Annotated in this window: 20 protein-coding genes; 9 read left to right on the top strand and 11 right to left on the bottom strand. The window is 40.4% G+C overall.

What is annotated here, in order from left to right:
- The first annotated feature begins 81 nt into the window (after positions 1–81).
- Complete coding sequence (locus VCA1004_RS11810; RefSeq protein WP_086981353.1) at positions 82–483, top strand: ribosome recycling factor family protein; 402 nt, start codon at positions 82–84, stop codon at positions 481–483.
- 47 nt (positions 484–530) lie between these two features.
- Here the strand turns inward: VCA1004_RS11810 and VCA1004_RS11805 are convergent, their stop codons facing one another.
- On the bottom strand, positions 531–1187 hold the full coding sequence (locus tag VCA1004_RS11805) for a nitroreductase family protein (protein ID WP_086981352.1): 657 nt from the start codon (positions 1185–1187) through the stop codon (positions 531–533).
- Positions 1188–1360: 173 nt separating this feature from the next.
- On the bottom strand, positions 1361–2269 hold the full coding sequence (locus tag VCA1004_RS11800) for a LysR family transcriptional regulator (RefSeq protein ID WP_086981351.1): 909 nt from the start codon (positions 2267–2269) through the stop codon (positions 1361–1363).
- 288 nt (positions 2270–2557) lie between these two features.
- Here VCA1004_RS11800 and VCA1004_RS11795 point away from each other — a divergent pair, with 288 nt between their 5' ends.
- Positions 2558–3034 (top strand): GNAT family N-acetyltransferase, encoded by a 477-nt coding sequence (locus tag VCA1004_RS11795; protein WP_086981350.1) that lies wholly within the window; start codon positions 2558–2560, stop codon positions 3032–3034.
- A gap of 183 nt (positions 3035–3217) precedes the next feature.
- Here VCA1004_RS11795 and VCA1004_RS11790 read toward each other — a convergent pair whose 3' ends face one another.
- Entirely contained in the window at positions 3218–4405 is a 1188-nt protein-coding gene (locus tag VCA1004_RS11790) for a DEAD/DEAH box helicase (RefSeq protein WP_086981349.1), read from the bottom strand.
- Positions 4406–4627: 222 nt separating this feature from the next.
- Here VCA1004_RS11790 and katG point away from each other — a divergent pair, with 222 nt between their 5' ends.
- Complete coding sequence (katG, locus tag VCA1004_RS11785; protein WP_086981348.1) at positions 4628–6814, top strand: catalase/peroxidase HPI; 2187 nt, start codon at positions 4628–4630, stop codon at positions 6812–6814.
- A 78-nt stretch (positions 6815–6892) separates the two neighbouring features.
- Here katG and VCA1004_RS11780 read toward each other — a convergent pair whose 3' ends face one another.
- Both VCA1004_RS11780 and VCA1004_RS11775 read right to left on the bottom strand, forming a co-directional pair.
- Positions 6893–8926, bottom strand: coding sequence for an alpha-amylase family protein (locus VCA1004_RS11780; RefSeq protein ID WP_086981347.1), 2034 nt, complete (start codon positions 8924–8926; stop codon positions 6893–6895).
- 80 nt (positions 8927–9006) lie between these two features.
- A complete protein-coding gene (locus VCA1004_RS11775) occupies positions 9007–10431 on the bottom strand; it encodes a glycoside-pentoside-hexuronide (GPH):cation symporter (protein ID WP_164520877.1) in 1425 nt (474 codons plus the stop codon).
- 662 nt (positions 10432–11093) lie between these two features.
- Between VCA1004_RS11775 and VCA1004_RS11770 the strand changes: the two genes are divergently transcribed.
- The 4 genes from VCA1004_RS11770 (at position 11094) to fucA (ending at position 15854) form a co-directional block, all read left to right on the top strand.
- The gene (locus VCA1004_RS11770; RefSeq protein WP_086981345.1) at positions 11094–11804 is read left to right on the top strand and encodes a DeoR/GlpR family DNA-binding transcription regulator; all 711 of its coding nucleotides are present in this window, start codon (positions 11094–11096) and stop codon (positions 11802–11804) included.
- Positions 11805–11924: 120 nt separating this feature from the next.
- Positions 11925–13676, top strand: a complete 1752-nt coding sequence (locus VCA1004_RS11765) for an L-fucose isomerase (RefSeq protein ID WP_086981344.1) — start codon at positions 11925–11927, stop codon at positions 13674–13676.
- A gap of 45 nt (positions 13677–13721) precedes the next feature.
- Positions 13722–15158 (top strand): L-fuculokinase, encoded by a 1437-nt coding sequence (gene fucK / locus VCA1004_RS11760; protein ID WP_086981343.1) that lies wholly within the window; start codon positions 13722–13724, stop codon positions 15156–15158.
- 48 nt (positions 15159–15206) lie between these two features.
- Positions 15207–15854: an L-fuculose-phosphate aldolase gene (gene fucA, locus VCA1004_RS11755; protein WP_086981342.1), complete on the top strand. Its 648-nt coding sequence runs from the start codon at positions 15207–15209 to the stop codon at positions 15852–15854.
- Between the two features lie 277 nt (positions 15855–16131).
- Here the strand turns inward: fucA and VCA1004_RS11750 are convergent, their stop codons facing one another.
- The 3 genes from VCA1004_RS11750 to VCA1004_RS11740 all read right to left on the bottom strand — a co-directional run bounded on the left by VCA1004_RS11750 (position 16132) and on the right by VCA1004_RS11740 (position 17901).
- Positions 16132–16836 (bottom strand): hypothetical protein, encoded by a 705-nt coding sequence (locus VCA1004_RS11750; protein WP_086981341.1) that lies wholly within the window; start codon positions 16834–16836, stop codon positions 16132–16134.
- Between the two features lie 184 nt (positions 16837–17020).
- Positions 17021–17464: a WYL domain-containing protein gene (locus VCA1004_RS11745; protein ID WP_086981340.1), complete on the bottom strand. Its 444-nt coding sequence runs from the start codon at positions 17462–17464 to the stop codon at positions 17021–17023.
- Positions 17465–17592: 128 nt separating this feature from the next.
- Positions 17593–17901: an ArsR/SmtB family transcription factor gene (locus tag VCA1004_RS11740; protein WP_086981339.1), complete on the bottom strand. Its 309-nt coding sequence runs from the start codon at positions 17899–17901 to the stop codon at positions 17593–17595.
- A gap of 231 nt (positions 17902–18132) precedes the next feature.
- On the opposite strand from VCA1004_RS11740, the gene VCA1004_RS11735 reads away from it, so the two are divergent.
- Positions 18133–19335, top strand: coding sequence for a permease (locus tag VCA1004_RS11735; protein WP_086981338.1), 1203 nt, complete (start codon positions 18133–18135; stop codon positions 19333–19335).
- Between the two features lie 97 nt (positions 19336–19432).
- Here the strand turns inward: VCA1004_RS11735 and VCA1004_RS11730 are convergent, their stop codons facing one another.
- Both VCA1004_RS11730 and VCA1004_RS11725 read right to left on the bottom strand, forming a co-directional pair.
- On the bottom strand, positions 19433–20227 hold the full coding sequence (locus tag VCA1004_RS11730; RefSeq protein ID WP_086981337.1) for a Cof-type HAD-IIB family hydrolase: 795 nt from the start codon (positions 20225–20227) through the stop codon (positions 19433–19435).
- A gap of 217 nt (positions 20228–20444) precedes the next feature.
- A complete protein-coding gene (locus VCA1004_RS11725; RefSeq protein WP_408646923.1) occupies positions 20445–21566 on the bottom strand; it encodes a YcbX family protein in 1122 nt (373 codons plus the stop codon).
- A gap of 266 nt (positions 21567–21832) precedes the next feature.
- Between VCA1004_RS11725 and pyrC the strand changes: the two genes are divergently transcribed.
- Positions 21833–22861, top strand: coding sequence for a dihydroorotase (gene pyrC, locus VCA1004_RS11720; protein ID WP_086981335.1), 1029 nt, complete (start codon positions 21833–21835; stop codon positions 22859–22861).
- A gap of 306 nt (positions 22862–23167) precedes the next feature.
- Here the strand turns inward: pyrC and VCA1004_RS11715 are convergent, their stop codons facing one another.
- Positions 23168–24751: a BCCT family transporter gene (locus VCA1004_RS11715; protein WP_086981334.1), complete on the bottom strand. Its 1584-nt coding sequence runs from the start codon at positions 24749–24751 to the stop codon at positions 23168–23170.
- Positions 24752–24782 lie beyond the last annotated feature (31 nt).

The raw sequence follows: 24782 nt of genomic DNA, 5'->3' as shown, positions 1-24782 counted from the left end.
TCTTCGATGTTTTAATTAAAATAAACGTTGAACTTAAAGCAATCTAGCCAGCGCTTTCACCGACCTAACACTGAGATTTCAATGAGCAACTCTCATCTTCTGATCATTACGCTCCCTTCACTCATTCATCGAATTGGTGGAGAGCCCTGCCAACATGCAAAAAGCCTTGCGCATTCAATGCATTGTCAATTAAAGCGTATTCGTCGCTCTCGACATTGGCAGATCACCGGTATTCCAGAAGATTTACACGCCTTTCAAGAGGTGTTGCAACAAGAGCCGAACCCCAAGTTTCATTATCTCATTACGAAACTGCAACAAGGGTTAGCCCAAGCAAGCCCTGAACCTGACTCAAAAGCCAAGCAATTAGCCACCCTAATTGAGCAGCAACCTGATATCACGTTAAGTGAATTGATGGAAAAAACGAAATGTACGCTGAGCGAGGCAAGAATAATCAGAGGGCAAGTAGAAGCCAGTCAATTTTAAGCTTCTACGCATGCTCTCCTAATTCGATTAATTACCCTAGCCTAGGATTAAAGCGTGGTAATCACTTGCTCCATCGCAAGTCGTGCTTTAGGTAAGCCATGATTATAATCTTCACTCTCTTTGTGATAACCGATTGCCAAGGCAACTTCACACACATGACCGTCTAATTCTTGCTTAAACTCTTCACCAATCAATTGTGAATCCACACCTTCCATTGGGGTAGAGTCAATACCTAAACGCGCCAATGTATGCAGCAGATTACCTAATGCGATGTACATTTGCGCCTTGGTCCAGTGGCCATTAAACCCAGTTTCATCGGTATTGGCTTCCGCAAAGGCATAAGCCCCCATAAAGGCTTCATACATATCTGCAGGTAAATGGCCTGAGGTCACCTCTGCATCCACGCGTTTAGCAAACTTTTCTTTTGTAAAATTAGGATCATAAGCCAGTAAAATCGTGTGTGACGCCGCTTTGGCATGAGGTTGATTAAATTGATGCAGATTAGCAAAAGTATCATGAAAGCGTTGTTTCGCCTCATCACTTTCTAGCACGATAAATTTCCATGGCTGAGAATTGATCGATGAGGCCGACAAACGAATCGCTTCTTTAATGATCGACATGTCTTGCTCAGAAATGCGCTTGTCCGCGTCGTACTTTTTGGCTGTATAACGCTTGTTTAAATCTGTAATAATTTGATGAGACATTGTATACCCTTAAATTCGATTAGATATGGTCCATTTAGCTCACTCGTTAGAAACGAACCTTGGAAATGCTCATATCATATCAGCCAATTTAAAATTGATAATAACCTTAAATAAATAATCAGTTTATAGATTTTGTTGAAAATAAAACTTCACTGCAAAAACACGAGCCAGCCTTACCCATTGAAGTATGACCTATTCCAACACGCCGATTGGTTAAAATATTCGATATAAAAATCGATAAAAGCCCTTACCTTTAAAGCCATCAAACGAGAGCTTGGGTATACTGCCCAAACATTCGAGTCACTCGCCAGAGGATAGTCGGCTAACACTTCCACTAACTCACCGCGTTGTAGTTGCTGATACACACTCCAAATAGAGTTAATGGATAAGCCTAAACCTTCAATGGTGGCATCTCGCATGGCATCACCATTATCACAACGAAAGCGACCGGCGGTTTTAATGTTGACGACACCACTTTCGGTCTTAAATCCCCAGTGTTCTAAACCCGTTAAATTAATACATTGATGGTCAATCAGTTCTTGAGGATTTTGGGGCGCGCCAAATTGTTCAATATACGCAGGGGCCGCCGTCACAATCCGGCGATCTGAAGCTAATTTTCGAGCAATCAATGATGAATCTTTCAACTCAGCGATTCGGATTGCTACATCAAATCCTCCTTCCACCATGTCAATAATCGAATCTGAAAAACGAAAATCCACCGTTAATTCAGGGTACAAACGCATAAACTCTGAGAGTGCAGGCATAAGATGCAAACGACCAAATGAGGCCGGAGCCGTCACCCTTAATGTACCGGTTGGTTGAGTATGCCCCACCCCAATCGCCCCTTTCGCCGCCTCCACCGATGACAACACCTCTTCAGCATAAGGTAGAAAGGTTTGACCTTCCGAAGTCAGTGACACTTTACGCGTGGTACGATGAACCAAACGCACACCTAATAGCTCTTCCAATTTAAGGATATAAGAACTGGCTACTGCGGGCGATAACCCCAGCTCATGACCGGCTTGACTAATTGTTTGACTGGTAGCCAGCCGGACAAATAACTTTAGATGTTCGATATTCATGGTATTCCATTTCAATTGAGGCTACGTACGATATTACCCAAGACCGTGCCAAGATGTCGTCTATTTCGTCTTTGTTTATTCTACTTTTTATCTATTCTACTTCAGGGTCTTCGTCTTTTAGTTATTTAGCTTCTAGTTATTCAACTTCTTGGCTATGCAATGTTTCTGTCTATCCAATAAAAACATGGCTTCACTCTCTGTTTAGCCCCAATTCACTCAATAGCCATTGCATTTCAAGCAGTAAAACTTACACTGTTGCCTGTTATTTTCTCATAATAGTGGATTCGAATGACCATCAACATCCGCCAATATACTCACCATGACGCTCACCATTTGCGACAACTGTTTTTTCATACCGTGCGACAAGTTAACGCTAAAGATTACACACTAGCGCAACTCGAAGCTTGGGCACCGGATGAATATGACCAAAGTACTTGGGCGCAACACATGGCAAATTTGCAGCCCTTTATCGCCGAAATAGACGGTAAAATTGTAGGTTATGCAGACTTGCAACCTGACGGGCTGATCGACCATTTCTTTTGCCATTATCAGTATCAAGGTTGTGGGATAGGTCGTGCGCTGATGCAGTCAATTGTCGCACGTGCTGAGCAACAACATATCCATACCCTATATTCGCATGTCAGCCAAACCGCAAAACCTTTTTTTGAGCACTTTGGATTTGAAACGCAGCAAGAACAATCTGTGGCATTAAGAGGCCAACAGCTCCGTAATTTTAAAATGACACTCAATCTTTCGGGCAATTAAAAACTAATCAGCGACTGAGACCATCAATAACTCTTTACGTTGTCGCTAATATTGATATCGATCTGATGGCAATCATACTTATCTACTCCATTCAAAAAACATAAAGCCCCCAAAGTAGTTTATTCACTCTGGGGGCTTAAATTTATAGGCTTACAAGCTTAAGGTATTGCTAGCAATGACGGGCTATTGTTCGCGTTTATGCTTAGGCACGTAATTTAAGATCGAAGTCGGCACTGGCTTTCTGGGTTCGAACCCTTCAACCACTCGGCGTTCGATTAAATGTCCTAAGCGACTTTCAATCATACATAAGTTTTTAAAGTCATCTTTTGAAAGCAAGGATACCGCTTCACCTTGCGCACCAGCACGGCCAGTACGACCAATGCGGTGAACATAATCATCGGCTGGATAAGGTAAATCGTAGTTGATCACACAAGGCAGATCATCAATATCAATCCCCCGCGCTGCAACCCCTGTCGCTACTAAGTATTTCACTTTACCTTGCTTAAACTCGTCCAATACTCGTGCACGTGAAGCTTGGTTACGGCCACTGTGGATCGCTTCGGCTGCAATGCCACGTTTTTCTAACTGAGCCACTAATTTAGCCGCGCCATGTCGAGTTTCGATAAAGATAAGCACTTGTGGCCAAGGGTTTTCATTAAGTAAATGAGCCAAGAGAGACGATTTCATGTCTTTATCTACGGTCACTAACCACTGACTAATATTCGATTTTGACGCGCTGTGCTTAGCAATACTGATTTCTTCAGCTTCATCAATCGCTGTACGTGCTAATTCACGCACAGGGTTAGATAAGGTGGCAGAAAACAATAGGTTTTGAATGTTCTCCGGCAAGCGAGCGAGGATCTTATTGATGTCTTCAATAAAGCCCATGTCGAGCATACGGTCGGCTTCATCCAGAACTAACGTTTCCACTTCTTCAAAATGCACCGCGTGTTGACCATACAAGTCAATCAAACGCCCTGGAGTCGCCACCAAGATGTCAACACCCTCAATCAAGGCTTGTTTCTGTGGCGCGTAATCAACCCCACCGAACATGGCCATTGATTTAAGATTCAAATGCTTACCATAAGCTTTGATATTTTCATCAACTTGAATAGCAAGTTCGCGAGTAGGGACTAAAATTAAGGCTCGAATACGTTTTTTACGTTGAGTTTGCCCTTGGCTCAATTGCTGCAAAATCGGCAACACAAAGCTGGCGGTTTTACCCGTACCCGTTTGCGCCGCAGCAATTAAGTTTTTGCCATTAAGAATAATTGGAATGGCTTTTTGCTGAATAGTCGTTGGTTTTTCATAACCTTGCTCAGCCAATGCTTGCAAGATTAAAGGGCTTAAACCCAGTTTGGAAAATGACATTGTATTTCTCAAAATGTGAAATAGATGGCGCATTGTAACGAATTCAGCACCATGTCTGTAATAAATAATCCAAATAATGGAGCCACATTCATTTAACCTTTAAATTTACAAGGTAATATCTATGAATATTATCGGTAATTCCGATTAGTCAGCTTGAGGAAATTCGCGTAAATTTTCAACCAACAAATCAAACTATTATCACACTTCACAAGGAGACGGTTTATGTCTAGTGAGTCTAAATGTCCTTTTCACAACAGTGGAAATACTGCTGCAACAGGTACACAAAATAAAGATTGGTGGCCAAACCAACTGGATCTATCCATTCTGCATCAACAAGACCAAAAATCTGATCCTATGGACCCAGATTTTGACTATGAAAAAGAATTCTTAAGCCTTGATTTAAAAGCGGTTAAAAAAGATTTACATGATTTAATGACCAATTCTCAAGATTGGTGGCCTGCTGACTTCGGCCATTACGGTCCATTATTCATTCGTATGGCATGGCACAGTGCGGGTACTTACCGCGTACAAGATGGTCGCGGCGGCGGCGGTACAGGTCAACAGCGTTTTGCGCCTCTAAACAGCTGGCCAGATAACGTTAACCTTGATAAAGCTCGTCGTCTAATTTGGCCTATCAAGCAAAAATACGGCAAAAAAATCTCTTGGGCTGACTTGTTTATCCTAACTGGTAACGTCGCACTAGAATCAATGGGCTTTAAAACCTTTGGCTTTGCTGGCGGTCGTAAAGATGTTTGGGAACCAGAGCAAGACGTATACTGGGGCCAAGAAACTACATGGCTTGAAGATAACAAACGCTATACAGGTGAACGTGATCTAGAAAATCCATTAGCGGCCGTTGAGATGGGCTTAATCTACGTTAACCCAGAAGGTCCAGGTGGTAAGCCAGACCCTCTACTTGCAGCAAAAGACATCCGTGACACCTTTGCACGTATGGCAATGAATGACGAAGAAACCGTTGCACTTATCGCGGGTGGTCACACCTTTGGTAAAACACACGGTGCTGGCGATGCCGCAAACGTAGGTGCCGATCCAGAAGCGTCAGATCTTGAAGCACAAGGTTTAGGTTGGGCGAACAAATTCGGTACAGGTAAAGGTGGCGATACCATCGGTTCTGGCCTTGAAGTTACTTGGACACAAACCCCAACCAAATGGAGCTACTACTTCCTAGATAACCTATTCAAATACGAATGGGATCTAGTGAAAAGCCCAGCGGGTGCATGGCAATGGGTAGCGAAAACAGATGACAACAGTGTTCCTGATGCGCATGACGCTTCGAAAAAACACAAGCCAACCATGTTGACTACGGACTTATCACTACGTTTCGATCCTGAGTATGAAAAAATCTCTCGTCGTTTCCTAGATAACCCACTTGAATTCCAAGAAGCGTTTGCTCGCGCTTGGTTCAAACTGACGCACCGTGACATGGGGCCAAAAGCACGCTACTTAGGCCAAGAAGTCCCTGCTGAAGATTTAATTTGGCAAGACCCAATTCCAGAAGTGAAACACCCTCTGATTGATAAAGCCGATGAAGCCGAACTGAAAAAACAAGTACTTGAATCTGGCCTATCGGTTTCAGAACTTGCCACAACGGCATGGGCAGCAGCTTCTAGCTTCCGTGGTTCAGACATGCGTGGTGGCGTAAACGGCGCTCGTATTCGTCTTGCTCCGCAAAAAGATTGGGAAGTCAACCAACCAGAACAACTTGCAAAAGTACTGGCAAAATTGGAAGAAATCCAAGAAGCGTTCAACCAAGCACAATCAGGCGGCAAACAAGTTTCTCTTGCTGATTTGCTCGTACTTGCAGGTAACGTAGCAGTAGAACAAGCAGCGAAAAATGCTGGTGTAACTGTCGAAGTACCGTTCCACGCAGGCCGCGCTGATGCAACCCAAGAGCAAACAGAAGTTGAATCATTTGAATACTTGAACCCTGTAGCGGATGGCTTCCGCAACTACGACAGTGGCAAAACTAAAGCCCCTGCTGAGTTCCTGTTAATCGATAAAGCGCAGTTGCTAACACTTACAGCTCCTGAAATGACAGTACTCATTGGTGGTCTACGCGTTCTAGGCACCAACTACGGTCAAACCGAATACGGCGTGTTTACTGATAAGAAAGAAACATTAAGCAATGACTTCTTTGTTAACTTACTCGACATGTCAACGGAATGGAAAGCCACCAGCGATGATAAGAAACTGTACCAAGGTACTGATCGTAAGTCTGGCGAAGTGAAGTGGAAAGCCACCCGTGCTGACCTTGTTTTCGGCTCAAACTCTCAACTACGTGCAGTCGCAGAAGTATACGCTTGCGCTGACGCCAAAGAGAAGTTCGTAAAAGACTTCGTGAAAACTTGGACCAAAGTAATGGAATTGGATCGCTTTGATCTTAAATAAGGTTTAAGAATCCTAGCCTAAAATAATGAAATCCCCAGCTCAATGAGTTGGGGATTTTTTGGGGGGATTCAATATGACTTAATATTCCATAACTAAAGCAGTATGCATTCTAAATTCTGGTATGATTGCTTCTAATCCACCGTTTTTATATTCAAAATTAACGGGTTGACCATCAGGTATACAGTAAACCTTTTTAATAGGCTTCGGTAAATTTAATTTGATTAGCGTGTTGTATATTGGTAATAAGTCTTCAATCACTTGCGCCTCTCCACGCTGATGTGGAGTACCATAAAGCACATGTGCGACATAGCGGTTATGGTTTGGTTGATGTAATAAATTCACTCGTCCAGAACTAGGTAACTTCACCGCCATCAGTGGGTTCGTCCTTAATAATTCTAAACAATTAAAGAATAACTCTCTATGTACCCTAGCTCCATGATCAAAATAACTTTGCCCCAGTGGACTAGTAATAAATACAATATTGCCCTTTCTAATCACTGATGGATGATCGGCATTTTCAAGTCTGTACGGTGTATGTTGATGGGAAGAATAAGCATTTATTCTTCGATTAAAATACGGTTCACGCAAATAAGCTAAAACCTCAGTGTCTCTATGCGGTTTAACTTTCAATGATGGTAAGTAATTGAGAAATGGCGTTTTAACTAAATTTTCGGATAAAGCATCACTGACAACAGTGTAATCTATATCGAATTCTGCCTCACCAATATAATCCGCCCCTAAGTCAAAATAAAATTGCTCACTTTCAGGGTCAAGAGCTCCTTTGCCCATAACCAATAACTTTCCGCCATTATCGAGAAAATCTTGTATTTTTTGGACTTCTTCTTTTGTAAGGTTCACGCCTCCAGAAAGAATAATAACTTCTAGCAGACTCCAATCAGCTAAGTTATTAGCAATGACAAAGTTGACTTGATTCTCGAGAAGCATTTTAACTGTGCCTTCATCATGCTTCTGATTATTAGCAAACCATAAGCCCGTAGAAGCAATATGATCACCACCGACTCCATAGTCTTCAATTTTTTCTACATAATCATAGGCATAACCAATGTTTTCATAGGTTGACAAATCCATTTTTCCAGAAGGGTGTAATTGGTCACCAAAATTCACTTTTGCGCCAAAAGCAACCATTGATGCCGCCTCGTATAAGATCGCTTCTTTATGTTTAAAGCCCCCAAACTCTCCCCAAGCAGTATGAAATTTACCACTCATCGCTACGCACTCTTTGTCATAATTAGCGTAATATTTCACTCTAAGAGGAAATAGATCATAACCATCCCATGTAGTTGGTAAATCCTCTAAATCAAATTTCGTATTGAATCGTTCTAATTTATATTTCAAACCTTCTTTAATACTGAAATGCGTCGTCCAATTATAAAATATAGATGCATTAGGATTATGATTTAAAATAATATCATTAGCACCTTGCATAAACTTTTCCATTTGTTCTATATGAAACTCTTCCGCATCAAGTGGATTATCAGGATTCAATCCGAGTGCTTTCATTTCTTGAACTCTTGATGCGCTAAAATTGCGAGTATGCTGAACCGGCACAATGTCAAACCAATAGCCATCCAAATCATACCGTTCAGTCAATTCTTTTACATGGTTTAAAATTAATTCAAGATAATCACCTTCTGGGGTAAGCATATCCCAAGAACAAAATGGTAATGGTAATTCTCCGCTGGCAATATCCGGTGTAATGTCAGGACCAGATCGAACGGATCGCCCTTGCTTATCTTTTACGACCCACTCAGGATGCTCTTGGGCATCTTTAGCTGACCACCCTACTGTAATATATCCTTGTGCTCTGACTCCAATTTCATGGCAAGCCTCAATTTGTTGCTGTAATAAATCAAATTTGAGATGAGGATGTTTTTGACCAACTTGAGTATCATAATAACACCATCCATGGTGACACTTTGCAAACAAATTAATAGAGTTAACCTTTGCCATTTGAAGCGCTTCTTGAAACTGCTTTTTGCTAAATTGCTCACCGATATCTGATATCAATTCAGACGTATGAAAATCAAGATGAATTTGACGAGATCCCTCACGTTGAGGGCGAAATTTATGTGCCTTTAGAAACGAATTCATTTAATTTATCCCTTTTTATGTAAAAATAGCCTTTCATCAATGCATGAGTTTTACTCTATACACGAATATAAAATAAAAATTTAATTAGTTACCAAAATTTCTTTTGGTTCAGTTTCTTCTTCTATTTCAATTTTATTATTTTGTAATTCTAATTTTGCTTTCATTTTAATTAAATAATCACCTTTGAGCTTATAAAAGCGTGTATAAATGAAATATGAGATCGCTACCATAATGATAGGGAATACTAAGAATAGAAAACGCATATAGCCAATTGTCTCTGGTGATTGCGCCACGTTCGGAATATAACCGCTAAAGCTAAGTAATAATCCCATAATAAATCCCATCACAGTATTTCCTATTTTGAACTGCATCGGATAAGTTGCCATCACAACCCCTTCTGTGCGTTTGCCTGTTTTAAACTGCCCATAATCAATGCAATCCCCCAACATCATCATGACAAGCACCAACATAAAGCCATGACCTGTACGCACTAAGATCGAACCTATAGCGATAAGCCATATATTATGCAAAGCAAAAAAGCTAGAGTATGCGAGAAGTGCTATACCAATAATTGGTAAAATATAGGTAACTTTTATTAAAATTTCTCGTGAGAATTTTTTTGCTAGAATAGGAAATAATACAACCGCAACTACTTCAGTAATACCTGCCACCAACATAAATGTTGTATATAACTCTTTACTTTCAACCACATAAGTAAAATAATAGATAGCAAAATATAATACCGTGTTAACAAGATTCCAAAAAAAACATAATGCAATGAAAATCACTAATAATTGATCATTAGATTTAAGTACATTCCAAAATTCCTTAAGACTTTGAGGATGTTTTTTATCTGTAGCTTGTTCTTTTGAACTTTTTTCTTTGTAATTGAATATCAGAGTCATCACGCTTAATAAACTAAATATAGCGGCTACAGTTGCTAATGTTGTAAAACCTTTCTCTTGTGAACCTTGACCAAAGTAATCAACGCCAACAAAGAAAAATGATCCCATAACAAGCCAAGCAGTACTCACCATACTACGAGGCCAAATAAGTAAACTGGCTTTTTGTTTATCCGTTTTTGCCGCATTGGGTATAATACACCAAAATGGGATTTCTGCCGCCGTATAAGCCATCCCCCAAAGAATATAGGTAATGGATATATAAGCATATAACCAAGGACCTTCAAGTAAATGCGCATGAAATATTGCAATAATAAGTATTGTATTACATAAAGCCCCCCCAAATAGCCATGGTCTTATACGGCCAAATCGGGTTTTGGTCTTATCTAATAAAATACCCATTAAAGGATCATTTACTGCATCCCAAAATCGTGCAACTAATAATAATGTGCCAACAAAAGCAGGGGAGATACCAAGTATATCTGTAAAATAAAACATACCATATAGCATGACTAAGCTACCAGATAGATCTTTACCAAATCCAGCCATGCCATAACTCAGTTTCATAGACAAAGGAAGATTTCCATTTGCTTCATTTTTCATCTTCATATTCCTTTGATAATTAATAATTGTTTTTAATAAAAATTGACCTTATTTCTAAATAAGACCAAATTAAAGCCCAATAATCAACCAATATAAAATATATAGCATCATGACAATATTAACCTTATTATCAATAAAATATTCACACCGGAAAAATACTGAATAAAATATAAACATTGGTGAATGTGCATTTACCCCAACAAAATGAATGGTAGAAAAAGGCATTAATAAATTATGTGACACAAACGACAATACAACATCAAATACATACCATTTATCGAATAATATATTTGCATTCACAAAAAAGTGGGCAAATTAAGCCCGATTGAAGTTAGATGGACATAGTTTTCAACGAAAAATAGCTCCTAATCGGGCAAAAAAATGTATGTTTCTTATCATCACTCCAACATCCCTTACCACTAACGTAAGAGCCTAATAGATCAATTCAAAACAATGAGTTACATATAGATACACAACCCCATTTATAATAAGACACTATATGGATTCTGCCCGTTTTAGCCTATCTATGCCCGATTTTTTGTGAGATATATTAAATGTGCGGTTATTAACCGAGTTTCCGAATGATTAATTTGAACTCCATCACTGTTTAACTATAGACCAAGTGTATTCTGTCGACAAAAATAAAAGGTAAATTATCTCTGATGAAGTCTGTGTTAAGAGCCAACTATATATTACGAACACTCAATAAAGTGGGTAAAATATCCGCAATTGATCTTGCTGATGATCTACAAGTTTCCGTCGAAACTATACGTAGAGATCTAAAAGCACTTGATCGTAGAGGGGAGATATTACGTATTCATGGGGGGGCTGTTAGTAAAAATTATAAGGATGAAGGTACATCATTTATAAGACGAGCCGGAAATTGTATTGATGAAAAAGCCGAATTAGTGGAACAAGCACTTGATAACATTTTCGAAAGTGCCGCTATTGGCCTTGATGCAAGCACATCAAGCTGGTTATTGGCACAACAGTTGCCCGATATCCACTGTACGGTTGTCACCAACTCACTTAATATCATTCAAGTACTGGCTGATAAGAAAAATATAATTACGATATGTTTAGGTGGCAGCTACTCAGACAAATACAAAGCGTTCTACGGCATGATAACAAAAGCCACTTTAAATAACATGTCATTGGATTTAGCTATTATTTCTTGTGAAGGGTTTGATAAAGAATCTGGTGTTTGGGATTCAAATGAATATAACTATGACATCAAAAAGAAACTCATTGAAATATCAGAAAGAACCATTCTTATTGCTGACAAAAGCAAATATAAAAAACGTAGCCTTATTAAAATATGTAACTTAGATGAAATTGACATCATTATATCAAATGCCAATTTGGCAGAATAAAAAAACATTATTAAATACATTATATAACATTAAACTATCAGACAATTATTCTAGCTGATTTTATATATTAATGTTTCAAAAATTATATTTTAACACCTGCTTCATATAGGAGAGGCATAAATGAATTCTAATTTAGTAAAAATCGGGATCCGTCCAACTATTGATGGCCGTCGAATGGGAGTACGAGAATCTCTAGAAGACCAAACCATGAACATGGCTAAATCTGCCGCTTTATTTATTGAAGAAAACCTACGTCATACGAATGGTATGAAAGTAGAGTGTGTTATTTCTGATTCTTGCATTGGTGGCGTTGCTGAAGCGCATGCTTGTGCAGAAAAATTTAAAACAGAAAATGTAGGGCTCACTCTCACTGTCACCCCTTGCTGGTGTTATGGAACTGAAACCATTGATATGGATTCTCATATACCGAAAGCTATTTGGGGCTTTAATGGAACTGAAAGACCTGGAGCTGTATATCTAGCAGCAGCAATGGCCGCCCACACTCAATTAGGGCTACCTGCATTTTCAATTTACGGACAAGATGTCCAAAATGCTGGCGACACTAGCATTCCACTTGATGTACAAGAAAAAATATTACGCTTCTGTCGAGCAGGGCTTTCTGTCGCGGTAATGAGAGGTAAGTCTTACCTTTCTATGGGATCCGTTTCTATGGGCATTGCTGGCTCTATCGTAAACCCTGATTTTTTCCAAAAATATCTAGGTATGCGTAATGAATACGTTGATATGACCGAAATTAAGCGCCGCCTAGATCATGATATATATGACAAAGAAGAGTTCAAACTGGCACAAAATTGGGTAAAGAAATATTGTCAAGAAGGCAAAGATTACAACACCCCTCCATTCTCCGAAGAACGTAAAGCAGAGGATTGGGCCACCGTAATTAAAATGACAATGATTATGCGTGATTTAATGGAAGGTAATCCTAATCTAGCGAAAATTGGGTTTATTGAAGAGTCCATGGGACACAATGCAATCGTTGGCGGATTTCAAGGGCAGCGGCACTGGACCGATTATTTACCAAATGGAGATTTTAGCGAAGCGATTCTTAACTCTTCATTTGACTGGAATGGTATTCGTGAGCCATTTGCAATCGCAACAGAAAACGACAGCTTAAACGGTGTCAATATGATGTTTGGTAAGTTACTGACAGGTAAAGCCCAAATATTTGCCGATGTTAGAACCTATTGGTCACCCGATGCCATTGAGCGTGTCAGCGGTTACCGCCCCGAAACAGGATTAATCCATTTGCTCAATTCTGGTTCTGCCTCCTTAGATGGCTCAGGTGAGTCCGTTGACAGTGAAGGCCAATCCGTCATCAAGCCACATTGGGATATGAATGCAGATGATGTCACTAATTGTTTGAAAGCAACACAGTGGCCACCCGCAAACGTTGAATATTTCCGAGGTGGTGGTTTTTCATCTAATTTTTTAACCAAAGGTGCGATGCCATTTACCATGCACCGCATCAATATCATCGGAGGGTTAGGGCCTGTATTGCAAATAGCGGAAGGCTATTCTGTTGAACTTCCGGAAAATGTCCATGCCATTCTCAATGAAAGAACCGATCCAACTTGGCCTACCACATGGTTTATACCTCGACTAACAGGGACCGGTGCGTTCAAGGACGTATATTCCGTCATGGCAAACTGGGGGGCTAATCACTGTGTTGTCAGTCACGGTCATATAGGTGCGGATCTTATTACATTAGCATCAATGTTACGCATTCCTGTTGCAATGCATAACGTCGACCACGAAAAAGTTTTCCGTCCACACGCTTTCGCAGCCTTTGGTCAAGATATTGAAGGGCAAGACTACCGCGCTTGCGCTAACTTTGGCCCCTTATATAAATAACTAAATTAAGAGCCTGAAGTTCAGGCTCTTTAATAAGGACTGACTATGTCTAATGTCATTATTTTAGATTGTGGCGCCACCAATGTCAGAGCGATTGCGGTAAATCATCAAGGTCGTATTGTTGCTTCACACTATATTAGAAATGAAACAATAAAAACAAAGACTCACCCAGTACAACACGTATGGGATTTTGAGCAGATCTGGGACAAGCTCATTCAATGTTGTCAAAAAGTCGCATCAAAAATTGGAAGTCATACCATTTGTGCTATTTCAGTAACAACCTTCGGCGTTGACGGTGCTCCATTCGATAAGAATGGCCTGCAAATTTATCCGATTATTTCTTGGAAATGCTCACGAACTATCCCTGTAATGGAATTAGTCGAAAGTGAACTAGACCGACAAGCGCTATACCAAATTAACGGGATTGGGGATTACAATTTTAATACTTTCTATAAACTAAAATGGCTTAAAGATAATGAGCCTGAAATCTATCAGCGCATGGATAAATTCGTCTTCATATCATCTATGTTAACTTATCGTCTAACTGGTATTCTCACGACAGATAGAACGATGGCTGGCACCTCGATGCTGACAACTCTACAAACAGGTGAATGGAATATTTCAGCATTAAATTATCTCAATTTATCAGAGCAGCAATTTCCCCCTATAGTCAATGCTGGTGAAAAAATTGGCAACATCAGTACGTTGATTGCTAACCAGTTAGGCCTACCAGAAGGCATACCTGTGGTTTCATGCGGTCATGATACCCAATTTGCTTTATTTGGTTCTGGCGTAGAAATTGATCAGCCATTTTTAAGCTCAGGCACATGGGAAATCCTCATGGCGCGCACTCACTGTCCAAACTTACATGCCGATTATCTGCAAGAAGGTCTGACCACGGAGTTTGACGCTGATAATTCACTATATAACCCAGCAATTCAGTGGCTTTCTAGCGGTATCATGGAATGGATATCTAACACTCTATACACCGAGCATAAAGATAACCAAGATTTATATCGCATCATGGTAGAAGAAGGGGAATCCGTTCCTCCCGGCTGTAACGGGGTCCATTTCACTCCCAAATTCCTTCCCAATCAAAAGGGTAATGGAGAAGGAGCCATTCACGGCCTTTCTATCAACACCACAAGAGGAGACATATATCGAGCCGCATTAGAAAGTTTAGCTCATCAACTAAAAAGCAGTTTAGCTAAATTATCGATGATTAGTGACTTTAAACCAAAATCTCTTGTGGTTGTTGGAGGAGGGTCTAAAAATTCCCTTTGGAATCAAATACGTGCTGACGTCATCAATCTTCCTCTACATATAGTTGAAGAATCAGAAGCTACGGTAATTGGTGCGGCCATGTATGCATTTTTCGGTGCGGGAACTTATAACAGTATTTATCAGGCTCAACAGGCAATGAAGCCTCAATACTATAAAGTTCTTCCAAGTGAAAATCACACCTTTTATCAACAAGATTAATTAGAAAATAGTATTAAATCTTAGGTACACACTCATCAAGGAACTATCATGACACGTAATGAATTAGCACAAAAAATCATCAAAACTTGCTTGGAAATGACTCGATTAGGACTAAATCAGGGAACTGCTGGAAATGTGAGCGTCCGGTATGAGCAAGGTATGTTAATTACCCCTACAGGTATCCCTTATGACAAATTAACTCCTGAACATATTGTATATGTCACTGAAGATGGTCAATTTGAAGAAGGAAAGCTCCCTTCAAGTGAGTGGTTATTCCACCTAACCTGCTACAAAACTCGAATGGATGTAGACGCCGTTGTTCACAATCATTCCATTAACTGTGCCGCTGTTTCTATTCTGAATAAGACGATCCCAGCAATACATTATATGGTCGCAGCTTCTGGTTCCAACGAAATTCCTTGTGTACCCTATGCCACTTTTGGTAGTCCAGAACTTGCAGAATATGTCACCACGGGCATTAAAAAAAGCAAAGCTATTTTATTACAGCATCATGGGCTTATTACTGCAGAAAAGAATTTAGACAAAGCATTATGGCTAGCACACGAATGCGAAGTCTTAGCAGAGTTATATCTTAAAACTCTAGCTATCGAGAAAGATGTCCCTATTTTAGATTTAAAAGAAATGAAAGCCGTATTAGATAAGTTTCAGACTTATGGACTACGTGTAGAACACTAAATTATATTATTCTTGGACTTTATTATAACAATTGGATCGTTTTGATCTTAAGTAAGATCTGGCAATCCTAGCCTGACATGATGACATCCCCAGCTCAGTTAAAATGAGCCGGGGATTTTTGTAAACTAATAATCACTCGCGACATCACCTGACGCAAAATTCCGTAATGTGTATTCAAAATATGGGGAAATATCAATATGAAATACACACTACTGCAATCATTATCTATGGAAAAAAGGAGCTCGCTGTCAGGTCATGTATGAATTAATATAAAAACTCAATTGATCATCGACAAGGCAAGTATTGTTTCTTGAACCAATTCTGTCTCTGGCTTACCTTGAGGGTGCTTGACCACTACAAATTTAATTTTTTTATCATTTAAAGTAATGGTTCCATGCCCATCCACCCATTGGAAATCGGGCTGACATTTTAAATCAATACAATCATTCAGAAAGCCATGAAACCAATTCATTCCGGTAAAGAAAATTATATTATCAGGTAAATATTCTAAAATTTCAGCTTTCAACAATTTATTGCAATATTCGAACTGATAGTCACATAAGCTATCTGGTGGGTTCCCCCCATCAAAAGGAGCTATTTTATATAAGTTTGACCAGACAAGCTCTGATGCCCAAAAATCGGTATCATTATATAAATTAGAATGTAATGCTTTAATTACTCTCCAAAATGCTGATTTTTTTGTATTATAAGAAGATGGTAACGTATCTCCCCAAGATTGTAGCACCCACTCCATAGGACAATCTTCTGATTCTTCATACATGCTATCTATCAATTTTTGAGTAAAAATATCATTAATTTGAAAATCATTACCCCATCCATTCACCGCCCTGCCAACAACCATTAATTGTTGCTTATATCTCAGCCCTTTTTGCGCGTTAAAAGCACATAAGTGCTTACTATTTTGCCTATAATTATACAGCCCTAATTCATTTAACATTTGTTTATAAATAGTTTTTTGCATACATACACCTCATCAATCTATAAATATAATTCTTCCACCTCTTTGATTCTATGGGTAATTTCTGACTTTAGTAGCTCAGAACTATCCACCACCACATCCGTTGAAAAGCGTAGAATCCAGCCGACTAGATCGTAAGTAATCAAGTCATTAAATCGTAATTGATACCACTCATCATCGAGCTTAGTTAGCTCTTGATTGGGATGTAATTTATTGTGAAGTAGCCAATCCTATGCATACAGTTGAATAACTGTGATTTATCAGGTGTTTCTAATTTCGTGGCGACAAGGTAATGACTATGTTCACGAACAATAATAGCGAGTGGATTTAATTGATATTCGGTTGCTTTGTCGGCATCTAGCTTTTTATATTTCAGATTAATTTGCAGCTCACTCAGAACCGCTTGGTAAATAGTTTGACGCCATTCCGCAACTAATTCGTCATTGTGATATGGAATTTGGCCACCAATAACATGCAACTTCCTTTGCCACTGTTCTAATGCATTTGCTTTACTTATTGTCTTATGGGCTTTGTTAAGACGTAGCTCTAACGACTTTTGACTTTCTGGTGGAAGAGAACGGAATAAAAACTTTTCGGCCAGCACTAAAAACAAAGCTTCACTAAGTTGCATCGTTGAGGAGAAAACCGTTGCTGCCTACCAAGCATGGTAAAATCCCCCGGGGTTAAATAATTAAATTACACTTGAGTGCACTCCTTTTGAATATCTGACAAAACAAGCTTATAAGCACAAAAAAGGCATCAAGCATCCTTTTGGCAAGGCCTTTCATTGAGGCAACATTCATCACGCAAAAAGCCAATCACACTGTCCAAACAATCATATTCGGCGACACAATATAAGGTACGGCCTTCGCGTCGCTGACTGATCAACCCAGCAGAAGCAAGGCTGGCGACATGGTGGGAAAGCGTCGAGGCTGGAATTCCAAGGATCTCTTGAACATTGCCGACACTAATGCCGTGATAGCCCGCTTTGACGACTTCTTTATAAATGCACAATCGACTAGGGTGCCCGAGTTCTTTTAGGGCTTTCGCTACCGCTTCTAATTCCATAACCATCACTTATCAAAAAATAGATATTTCGATATTAATAGAAGCATTCACTGTTCGCAAATTAAAAACTCTTGTCAAATAACCAATTGATCATAAAGGCTTTCAAAAAATAATTCGATAAATATGGAAATATGATATTGACGTATAAGCTAACAGTTCTATAATTCGAAAAATATAGAAATATAAGCATTAATTTTAGATGACGTTTAAAGTATCCATTGGAGAGATAATATGCACCCAGATATCATGACCATGGTAAAAGAAACACTCAATATGTTCGTGTTCCTTGCCAGTGAATTGAGCTTACTTTTCCTTGTTATTAGCTACGTGGTGGGAGTTTTACAAGAATTTTTAACGCCAGAAAAAATCCAATCTATTTTAAGTTCGAAGAAAGGCAAAGGCTATGTTATCGCTGCCCTTTTAGGTTCGATTACGCCATTTTGTTCTTGCTCTACCATCCCATTTTTAAAAGGCTTATTACGAGCAAGAGCCGGTTTCGGACCTATGATGGTGTTCTTATTTGCCAGTCCGCTGCTTAACCCTGTCATTATTGGTTTGTTTGTGATCACCTTTGGTTGGAAAGTAGCACTCTTTTACTTTGTGGTTGCCATGACGGTATCGGTAGCCGCAGGTTATGTCCTTGAAAAATTAGGATTTGAACGCTATGTCAAACCGGAAGCCTACCAAGCGGCTAAAGCATCATCATGTGGAAGTTCTTATGGCGATTCAAAACCACAACCTGCCACACAAGCAACTTCATGCTGTGGAACATCCGCAAAAACTGAGCCTCAAATGTCTGCCAACCCAACCTCTTGCTGTGGAACGTCCACAAAAACCGCACCTCAAATGTCTGCCAATCCAACCTCTTGCTGTGGAACGTCCACAAAAACCGAACTTCAAATGTCTGCCAATCTAACCTCTTGCTGTGGAACGTCCACAAAGATTGAGCCTCAAGAGCCTATCAATCCAACCTCTTGTTGTGCGAGCAGCGAAGCCACCGCGGTATTAAAAGAGCAAGAGGAGAGTCGCTGGCTGCGTATTTGGCATTCAACGTGGAAAGATTTCAAACAGGTATTTCCTTATTTGATGTTAGGGATTTCAATTGGTGCTGTAATCTATGGCTTTATTCCAACCGATCTCATTGTTGAATATGCTGGAGAAGCCAAATGGTACGCCATTCCTATCGCCGCCATTATTGGCATCCCTTTGTATATTCGAGCAGAAGCGGTGATCCCACTCAGTGCCGCATTAGTACAAAAAGGCATGGCTTTAGGCTCAGTGATGGCATTAATTATTGGGAGTGCGGGAGCTAGCCTAACAGAAGTTATCTTGCTGAAATCCATCTTCAAAACACAAATGATCTTAGCTTTCTTATTTGTAATTTTAACGATGGCTATCGGAGCAGGCTTCTTGTATAGCTTTATATTCAATTAATTCGATTGAGATAAAGCCCCTAATCTTGTTGATCCAACATTAGGGGCTTTGGTCGTTTGTTCTATGATCTTAAAAACAGAGTGATAACCGTCTATCGCTAGTTTGCAAGCAGCTCTTCAATCACTTGTAACACGCCAGCCTCTTGATTACTTGGCGCAATAAAACGAGCCAGTTTTTTCACTTCAGAGTGAGCATTGTCCATCGCATACGAGTAGTAGCTTTCTTTTAGCATTTCAACATCATTTAAATAATCACCAAAACTCATGGTTTGCTCATAAGAAAAACCCAGTGTCTTTTGCAAATGCTTCATGGCGGCCCCTTTTGAGGCGTTGGCATTCATTACGTCCAACCAAATTTTACCGCTCACCACCACTTGATGAGTTTGCCCAAATTGCGCTTCCATCAGAGGAAAAACCAACTCTTCAGCCCCCTCAAAATGACAAATTGCAATTTTGATGAAATCATCATCGACATTCAGAACATCTTCCACGAATTCGCAACGATGGTAATATTTAGCAAATTCCTTCAAGGCTTGTGGGTCTTGCGTTTCGATATACGCGGATTGTTTACCACACAACACTAAATGAGCACCTTCGATCAAACGCGCCTGCTTCACTACAGCTTCCGCTTCTGATTTTGGAATGGTACAACTATACAGCTCTTGCCCTTTATGCATCACTAACGTGCCATTTTCAGCAATAAACACCATACGATCGCGTAATGGCGCAAAGGTTTCCACTAAACTGTAATATTGACGACCAGAAGCGGCAGCAAACATAATGCCTCTTGCTTCTAAGCGTTCGTAAACGTCATAAAACTTGGGATCTAATTGGCTGTTTTCATTTAATAATGTCCCATCCATATCAGAAGCAATAAACTTTATATCCAACATAACGACTCTTTTAAAAATAGTAAAAAGACATCTTCCTAATTAGCAAAAATAGAAAGAAAAACATTGACTTAAAAATGATATCTGCCAGTTGATTCTATCATAGCCATAACAAAATAAATGCCCGATCGTGTGTTTCAATCCCTAGCTTTACGCTCGACGTTTTAAGCTCTAAGCTCTAAATAGTAAACACCAAATACCAAATACCAAGCCTGACACTTTAATCGACCAATTCAACATCACTTTTAGGTATGCAACAACAAGCCAGCACCTTACCTTCATCGATTTCACCTGGGAACAATGCCGGCATATCTGGTTGATCCACTTTGCCCGACTCTAACGTCATTTTACAAGTACCACAAAAGCCAGAACGGCAGCTGTTGGCAACAGAAACACCGGCTTTTTCTGCTTGTTCTAACAAGGTGGATTGATTGTCCCCTTCAAACAAATGCCCATTAATACTGATGGTGAGTTTCTTGACCGCTTCCACTTCCACCACCTCTTGGCTAGTATCCGGGTAATGCTCTTTTTCTTTGGTTTCGAGCACTTCAACAATATCCCCTGCTCGGATAAGCCCTTCATTTTTCGCAATTACATTTTGACCAAAGAAAATACCGCCGCTTTCATCGGCTCTAAAAGTAGATAACGTATTGAGCGGTTCATTTTTCTCACTGCGCATGGCTGTTTTGGGATTGACGGTGGTTAACACGCAACGCATGCACGGTTTAACCACTTCAAATTCAACCTCGCCAATACGAAAACGCTTCCAACCATCTTCGGCAAACGCTTGTGTCCCAGTAACTACAATATTGGGCCTAAATTGCGCCATACTGTGTTGAATGGGGTGAGGACTACGCGCATTCAGTTCATCCAGTGAGCTTTGGCTGATCAACAGCAAAGGATAACCATCGGCGAAACTGACATTGGTTTGAATTTTTGGGCGTTGACGATTCGATTGCTCGCCAGTAAACAGTAATTGCACGGGCTTACCCACCACAAAGCTCAACCATTCATTGGCCTGTTGATGGGTGGAATAAGCGATAAAACTATCACTCCACACTTGGCATTCCACTGGTTGATGCTCAAATTGCTCAAAACGTAAATGAAGCGGGGCTTTCGCTTCTGGGTAAGTTAATACTAACCCGTTAGGTTGCAACGCGGCTTTAATTCGCAACATTTGATGATGTTCACGTGCGGTCACCATACGGCCATTTTTATCGGCTACCATAAAGCGACGATCAAAGCTTAATCCCTGCTTTTCGACCCAAGAAGAAGACAATTGGAGCCCTGTTATCGATTTAACTGGGTAAACATGAATCTGAGAAAGCTGTGCATCTTGCAAAGGTTCTAGCCCTAGTGTGGCTTCAATTTTGGCAAGTTTCGTTTCCAAATCCTGCTGGCGTTCTAAATTAGACTGTGTCATCACGGCTCCCTTTGATGCATATTCATATTGCCAAAAGAGTAACAGAATTTATCCCTAAGATAGAACCCTAAATAACAAGGGATAATCATAAATAAGATGAAATATCAGGGCATTTACACTATGATTTCTTCCCGCACGAAAGCGTTTGCTTTTTTAGCTAACAATTTAGAAGGAAGGTGGGAACCATGACAACTTTGACCATTACACGCCCAGATGATTGGCACGTTCACTTACGCGATGGTGACGCCTTGGCCAACACTGTTAAGGATATAGGCCGCTACAATGGTCGTGCGCTTATCATGCCAAATACGGTTCCGCCAGTGACCAATTTAGCCCAAGCGCTCTCTTACCGTGAACGAATTCAAGCCCATAACCCAAGCCAAACTTTTGAGCCCTTAATGTCGCTCTATTTAACCGACAACACTACGCCAGACATGATCCGTGAAGCACATGCCTCAGGTAAAGTGGTGGCTTGTAAACTCTACCCTGCGGGCGCTACCACTAACTCAGATTCCGGTGTTACCGATGCCAAAAATGTTTACCCAGCATTAGAAGCCATGGCTGAACTCGGAATGCTGCTCTTGATTCATGGCGAAGTAACCACTCACGATGTGGATATTTTTGACCGCGAGAAAACCTTTCTTGACACGGTACTAGCCCCAATCGTCAATGACTTCCCGCATCTTAAAATTGTGCTAGAACATATCACGACACGTGAAGCGGTTGAATTTGTAAACCAGGCTAGAGATAACGTAGCTGCAACAATTACTGCTCACCATTTATTGTTTAACCGTAATCACATGTTGGTCGGAGGCATTCGTCCACATTTTTATTGCTTACCCATTTTAAAACGCGGTAGCCATCAACAAGCGTTAATTGCCGCAGCGACATCTGGTAGCAAAAAATTCTTCTTGGGGACCGACTCCGCTCCACACGCACAAGGTAAAAAAGAAACTGCCTGTGGTTGTGCGGGCTCTTATACTGCCCACGCGGCGATTGAATTGTATGCCGAAGTATTTGATAAAGAAGGCAAGCTAGAGAACCTTGAAGCTTTTGCCAGTCACAATGGCCCTGATTTTTACGGTATTGCACGTAACCAAGACACCATCACTTTACAAAAATCACCTTGGACTGTACCGGCGACGATGCCCTTTGGCGATGATGTGGTGGTTCCAATTCGTGCCAATGAAACCATTGAATGGACAGTGAAATAAACCGCTCGGTCTGCCGTGAAATAGTCAATGAACTCACCACGGGCATTCTATAAAAACGGCTTACTTAAAAAATAACTGACATAAAAAAGTGGCTCGATCATTAAGATCGAGCCACTTTTTATTTAACCTCAACAACGAATAAGTACACCACAATAACAAGCCTAACTGTCCGATATATAAATGATAATCTATCAGATACCTAAGATTGATTACATTCTCTCAACGTCCAAAGTCCTGTATTGAGTGACCTCTTATTATCCGTAGCTGAGATGATTTACGATAAACCTAATATTAGTCCAATTGGTATTAGCTTAAACCTTGCTCTTTTGCCATCTTATTAGCCATTTGCGGTGCATTCCACAATGAAGGCAATAAGATCAACGAAACCGGTACAGCCGTAATCACAATAAAAGACTGCAAAGCTGAGATGCCGCCAGAGCCTAAAGAAATCAAGATCAGTGCAGTCACACCCATCATAATACCCCAGAAGGCACGAATACCAGCGTTAGGTTCTGTCTTACCACTCATGACCACACTAATGGTGTAAGTCATTGAATCACCCGTTGTGATAATAAATACTGTGGTTAACACCAAAAAGAGAAGTGAGATTAACATTGGCATAGGCAATTGCTGCGTAACCGCTAATAAAGCGCCAGGTAAATTAAAGCCTTCAAACGCCGAGCTCACACTGCCAGGGTTAGCAATTTCAAACGCTAGCCCGCTGCCACCAATAATAGTGAACCAGAAACACGTCACTAACGGGGCAACCACACAAATAGTACCCATTAATTCACGAATGGAACGACCACGAGAGATACGCGCAATAAAAATTGCCATCATCGGAGCATAACCAATAAACCAACCCCAGAAGAAAATCGTCCAACCGCTAAGCCAGCTTTCATCTCCACGATACGTCGCCATTGGGATGAAATGGTCAACCATGCTGCCGACACCTTGGATATAGCTATTAAAGATGAAACCGGTTGGGCCAAACAGCATGATATACGCCATTAAAGCCACAGCGAGAATCACATTATAACGACTCAACATTTGCATGCCGCGGTTAATCCCACTTAAAGCCGACAAGGTGTATAGCACGATGGTAAATAATACGATGATCAATTGAGTCGTAAAACCATCCGGAATAGCAAATAATTCATTTAACGCATAGCTAATTTGCAAACCTAAAAAGCCAATAGGCCCAATAGTTCCGGCGGCAACAGCGATAATACAACACGCATCAATCAAGGCTCCGGTTTGACCTTTCAATGCTCGCTCTCCCAATACTGGGTACAGCAAAATTCTTGGTTTGAGTGGTAGACCTTTATCATAATGTAGGTGCATCACCACAATAGTTGATAAGCTGCCTACAATTGCCCACGCAAGAAATCCCCAGTGCATAAATGCTTGAGATAAGGCATTGATAGCTCTTTGATGAATATCGTTGGTCGCTTCATAAACCGGTGGCGCACTGACAAAATGCGCAATCGGCTCAGCAGCAGCCCAAAAAACGCCACCGCCGGCCAATAAGGTACAAAAGAGGATGGCAGTCCAACGGAAATTTGGCATATCGGGTGTATCCGTACCGCCAAGCACCACACGTCCAGTGCTGCCAACGGATAAATACAACGCAATAAAGAATGTGGCCAACATTAATATTTGCCAATAAGGACCGAACACTTTCACAGACCAAGCAAACCCTGTATTTACAAGGTATGACAAGCTTGGTGCATCGAATAACGCAAGTAAAACAAAGAGCAGAATAAACCCACCGCTGTACCAAAGTGCAGGGTTATTTAAACTCAATTTGTCGGCGGTTGATTCAGTAGTAGACTTTGAGAGATCAAAAGATTGGGAAGATGAAGTTATGGTGTTGCTTAAATCAGACATTCTGACTCCGGTTTGTCTTTGCAGACTTTGT

The organism is Vibrio aphrogenes, assembly GCF_002157735.2.
In the GTDB taxonomy this organism is placed as follows: Bacteria; Pseudomonadota; Gammaproteobacteria; order Enterobacterales; family Vibrionaceae; genus Vibrio; species Vibrio aphrogenes.
The sequence above is the reverse complement of the archived record's forward strand: the minus strand, read 5'-3'. Positions and strand labels throughout refer to the sequence as shown.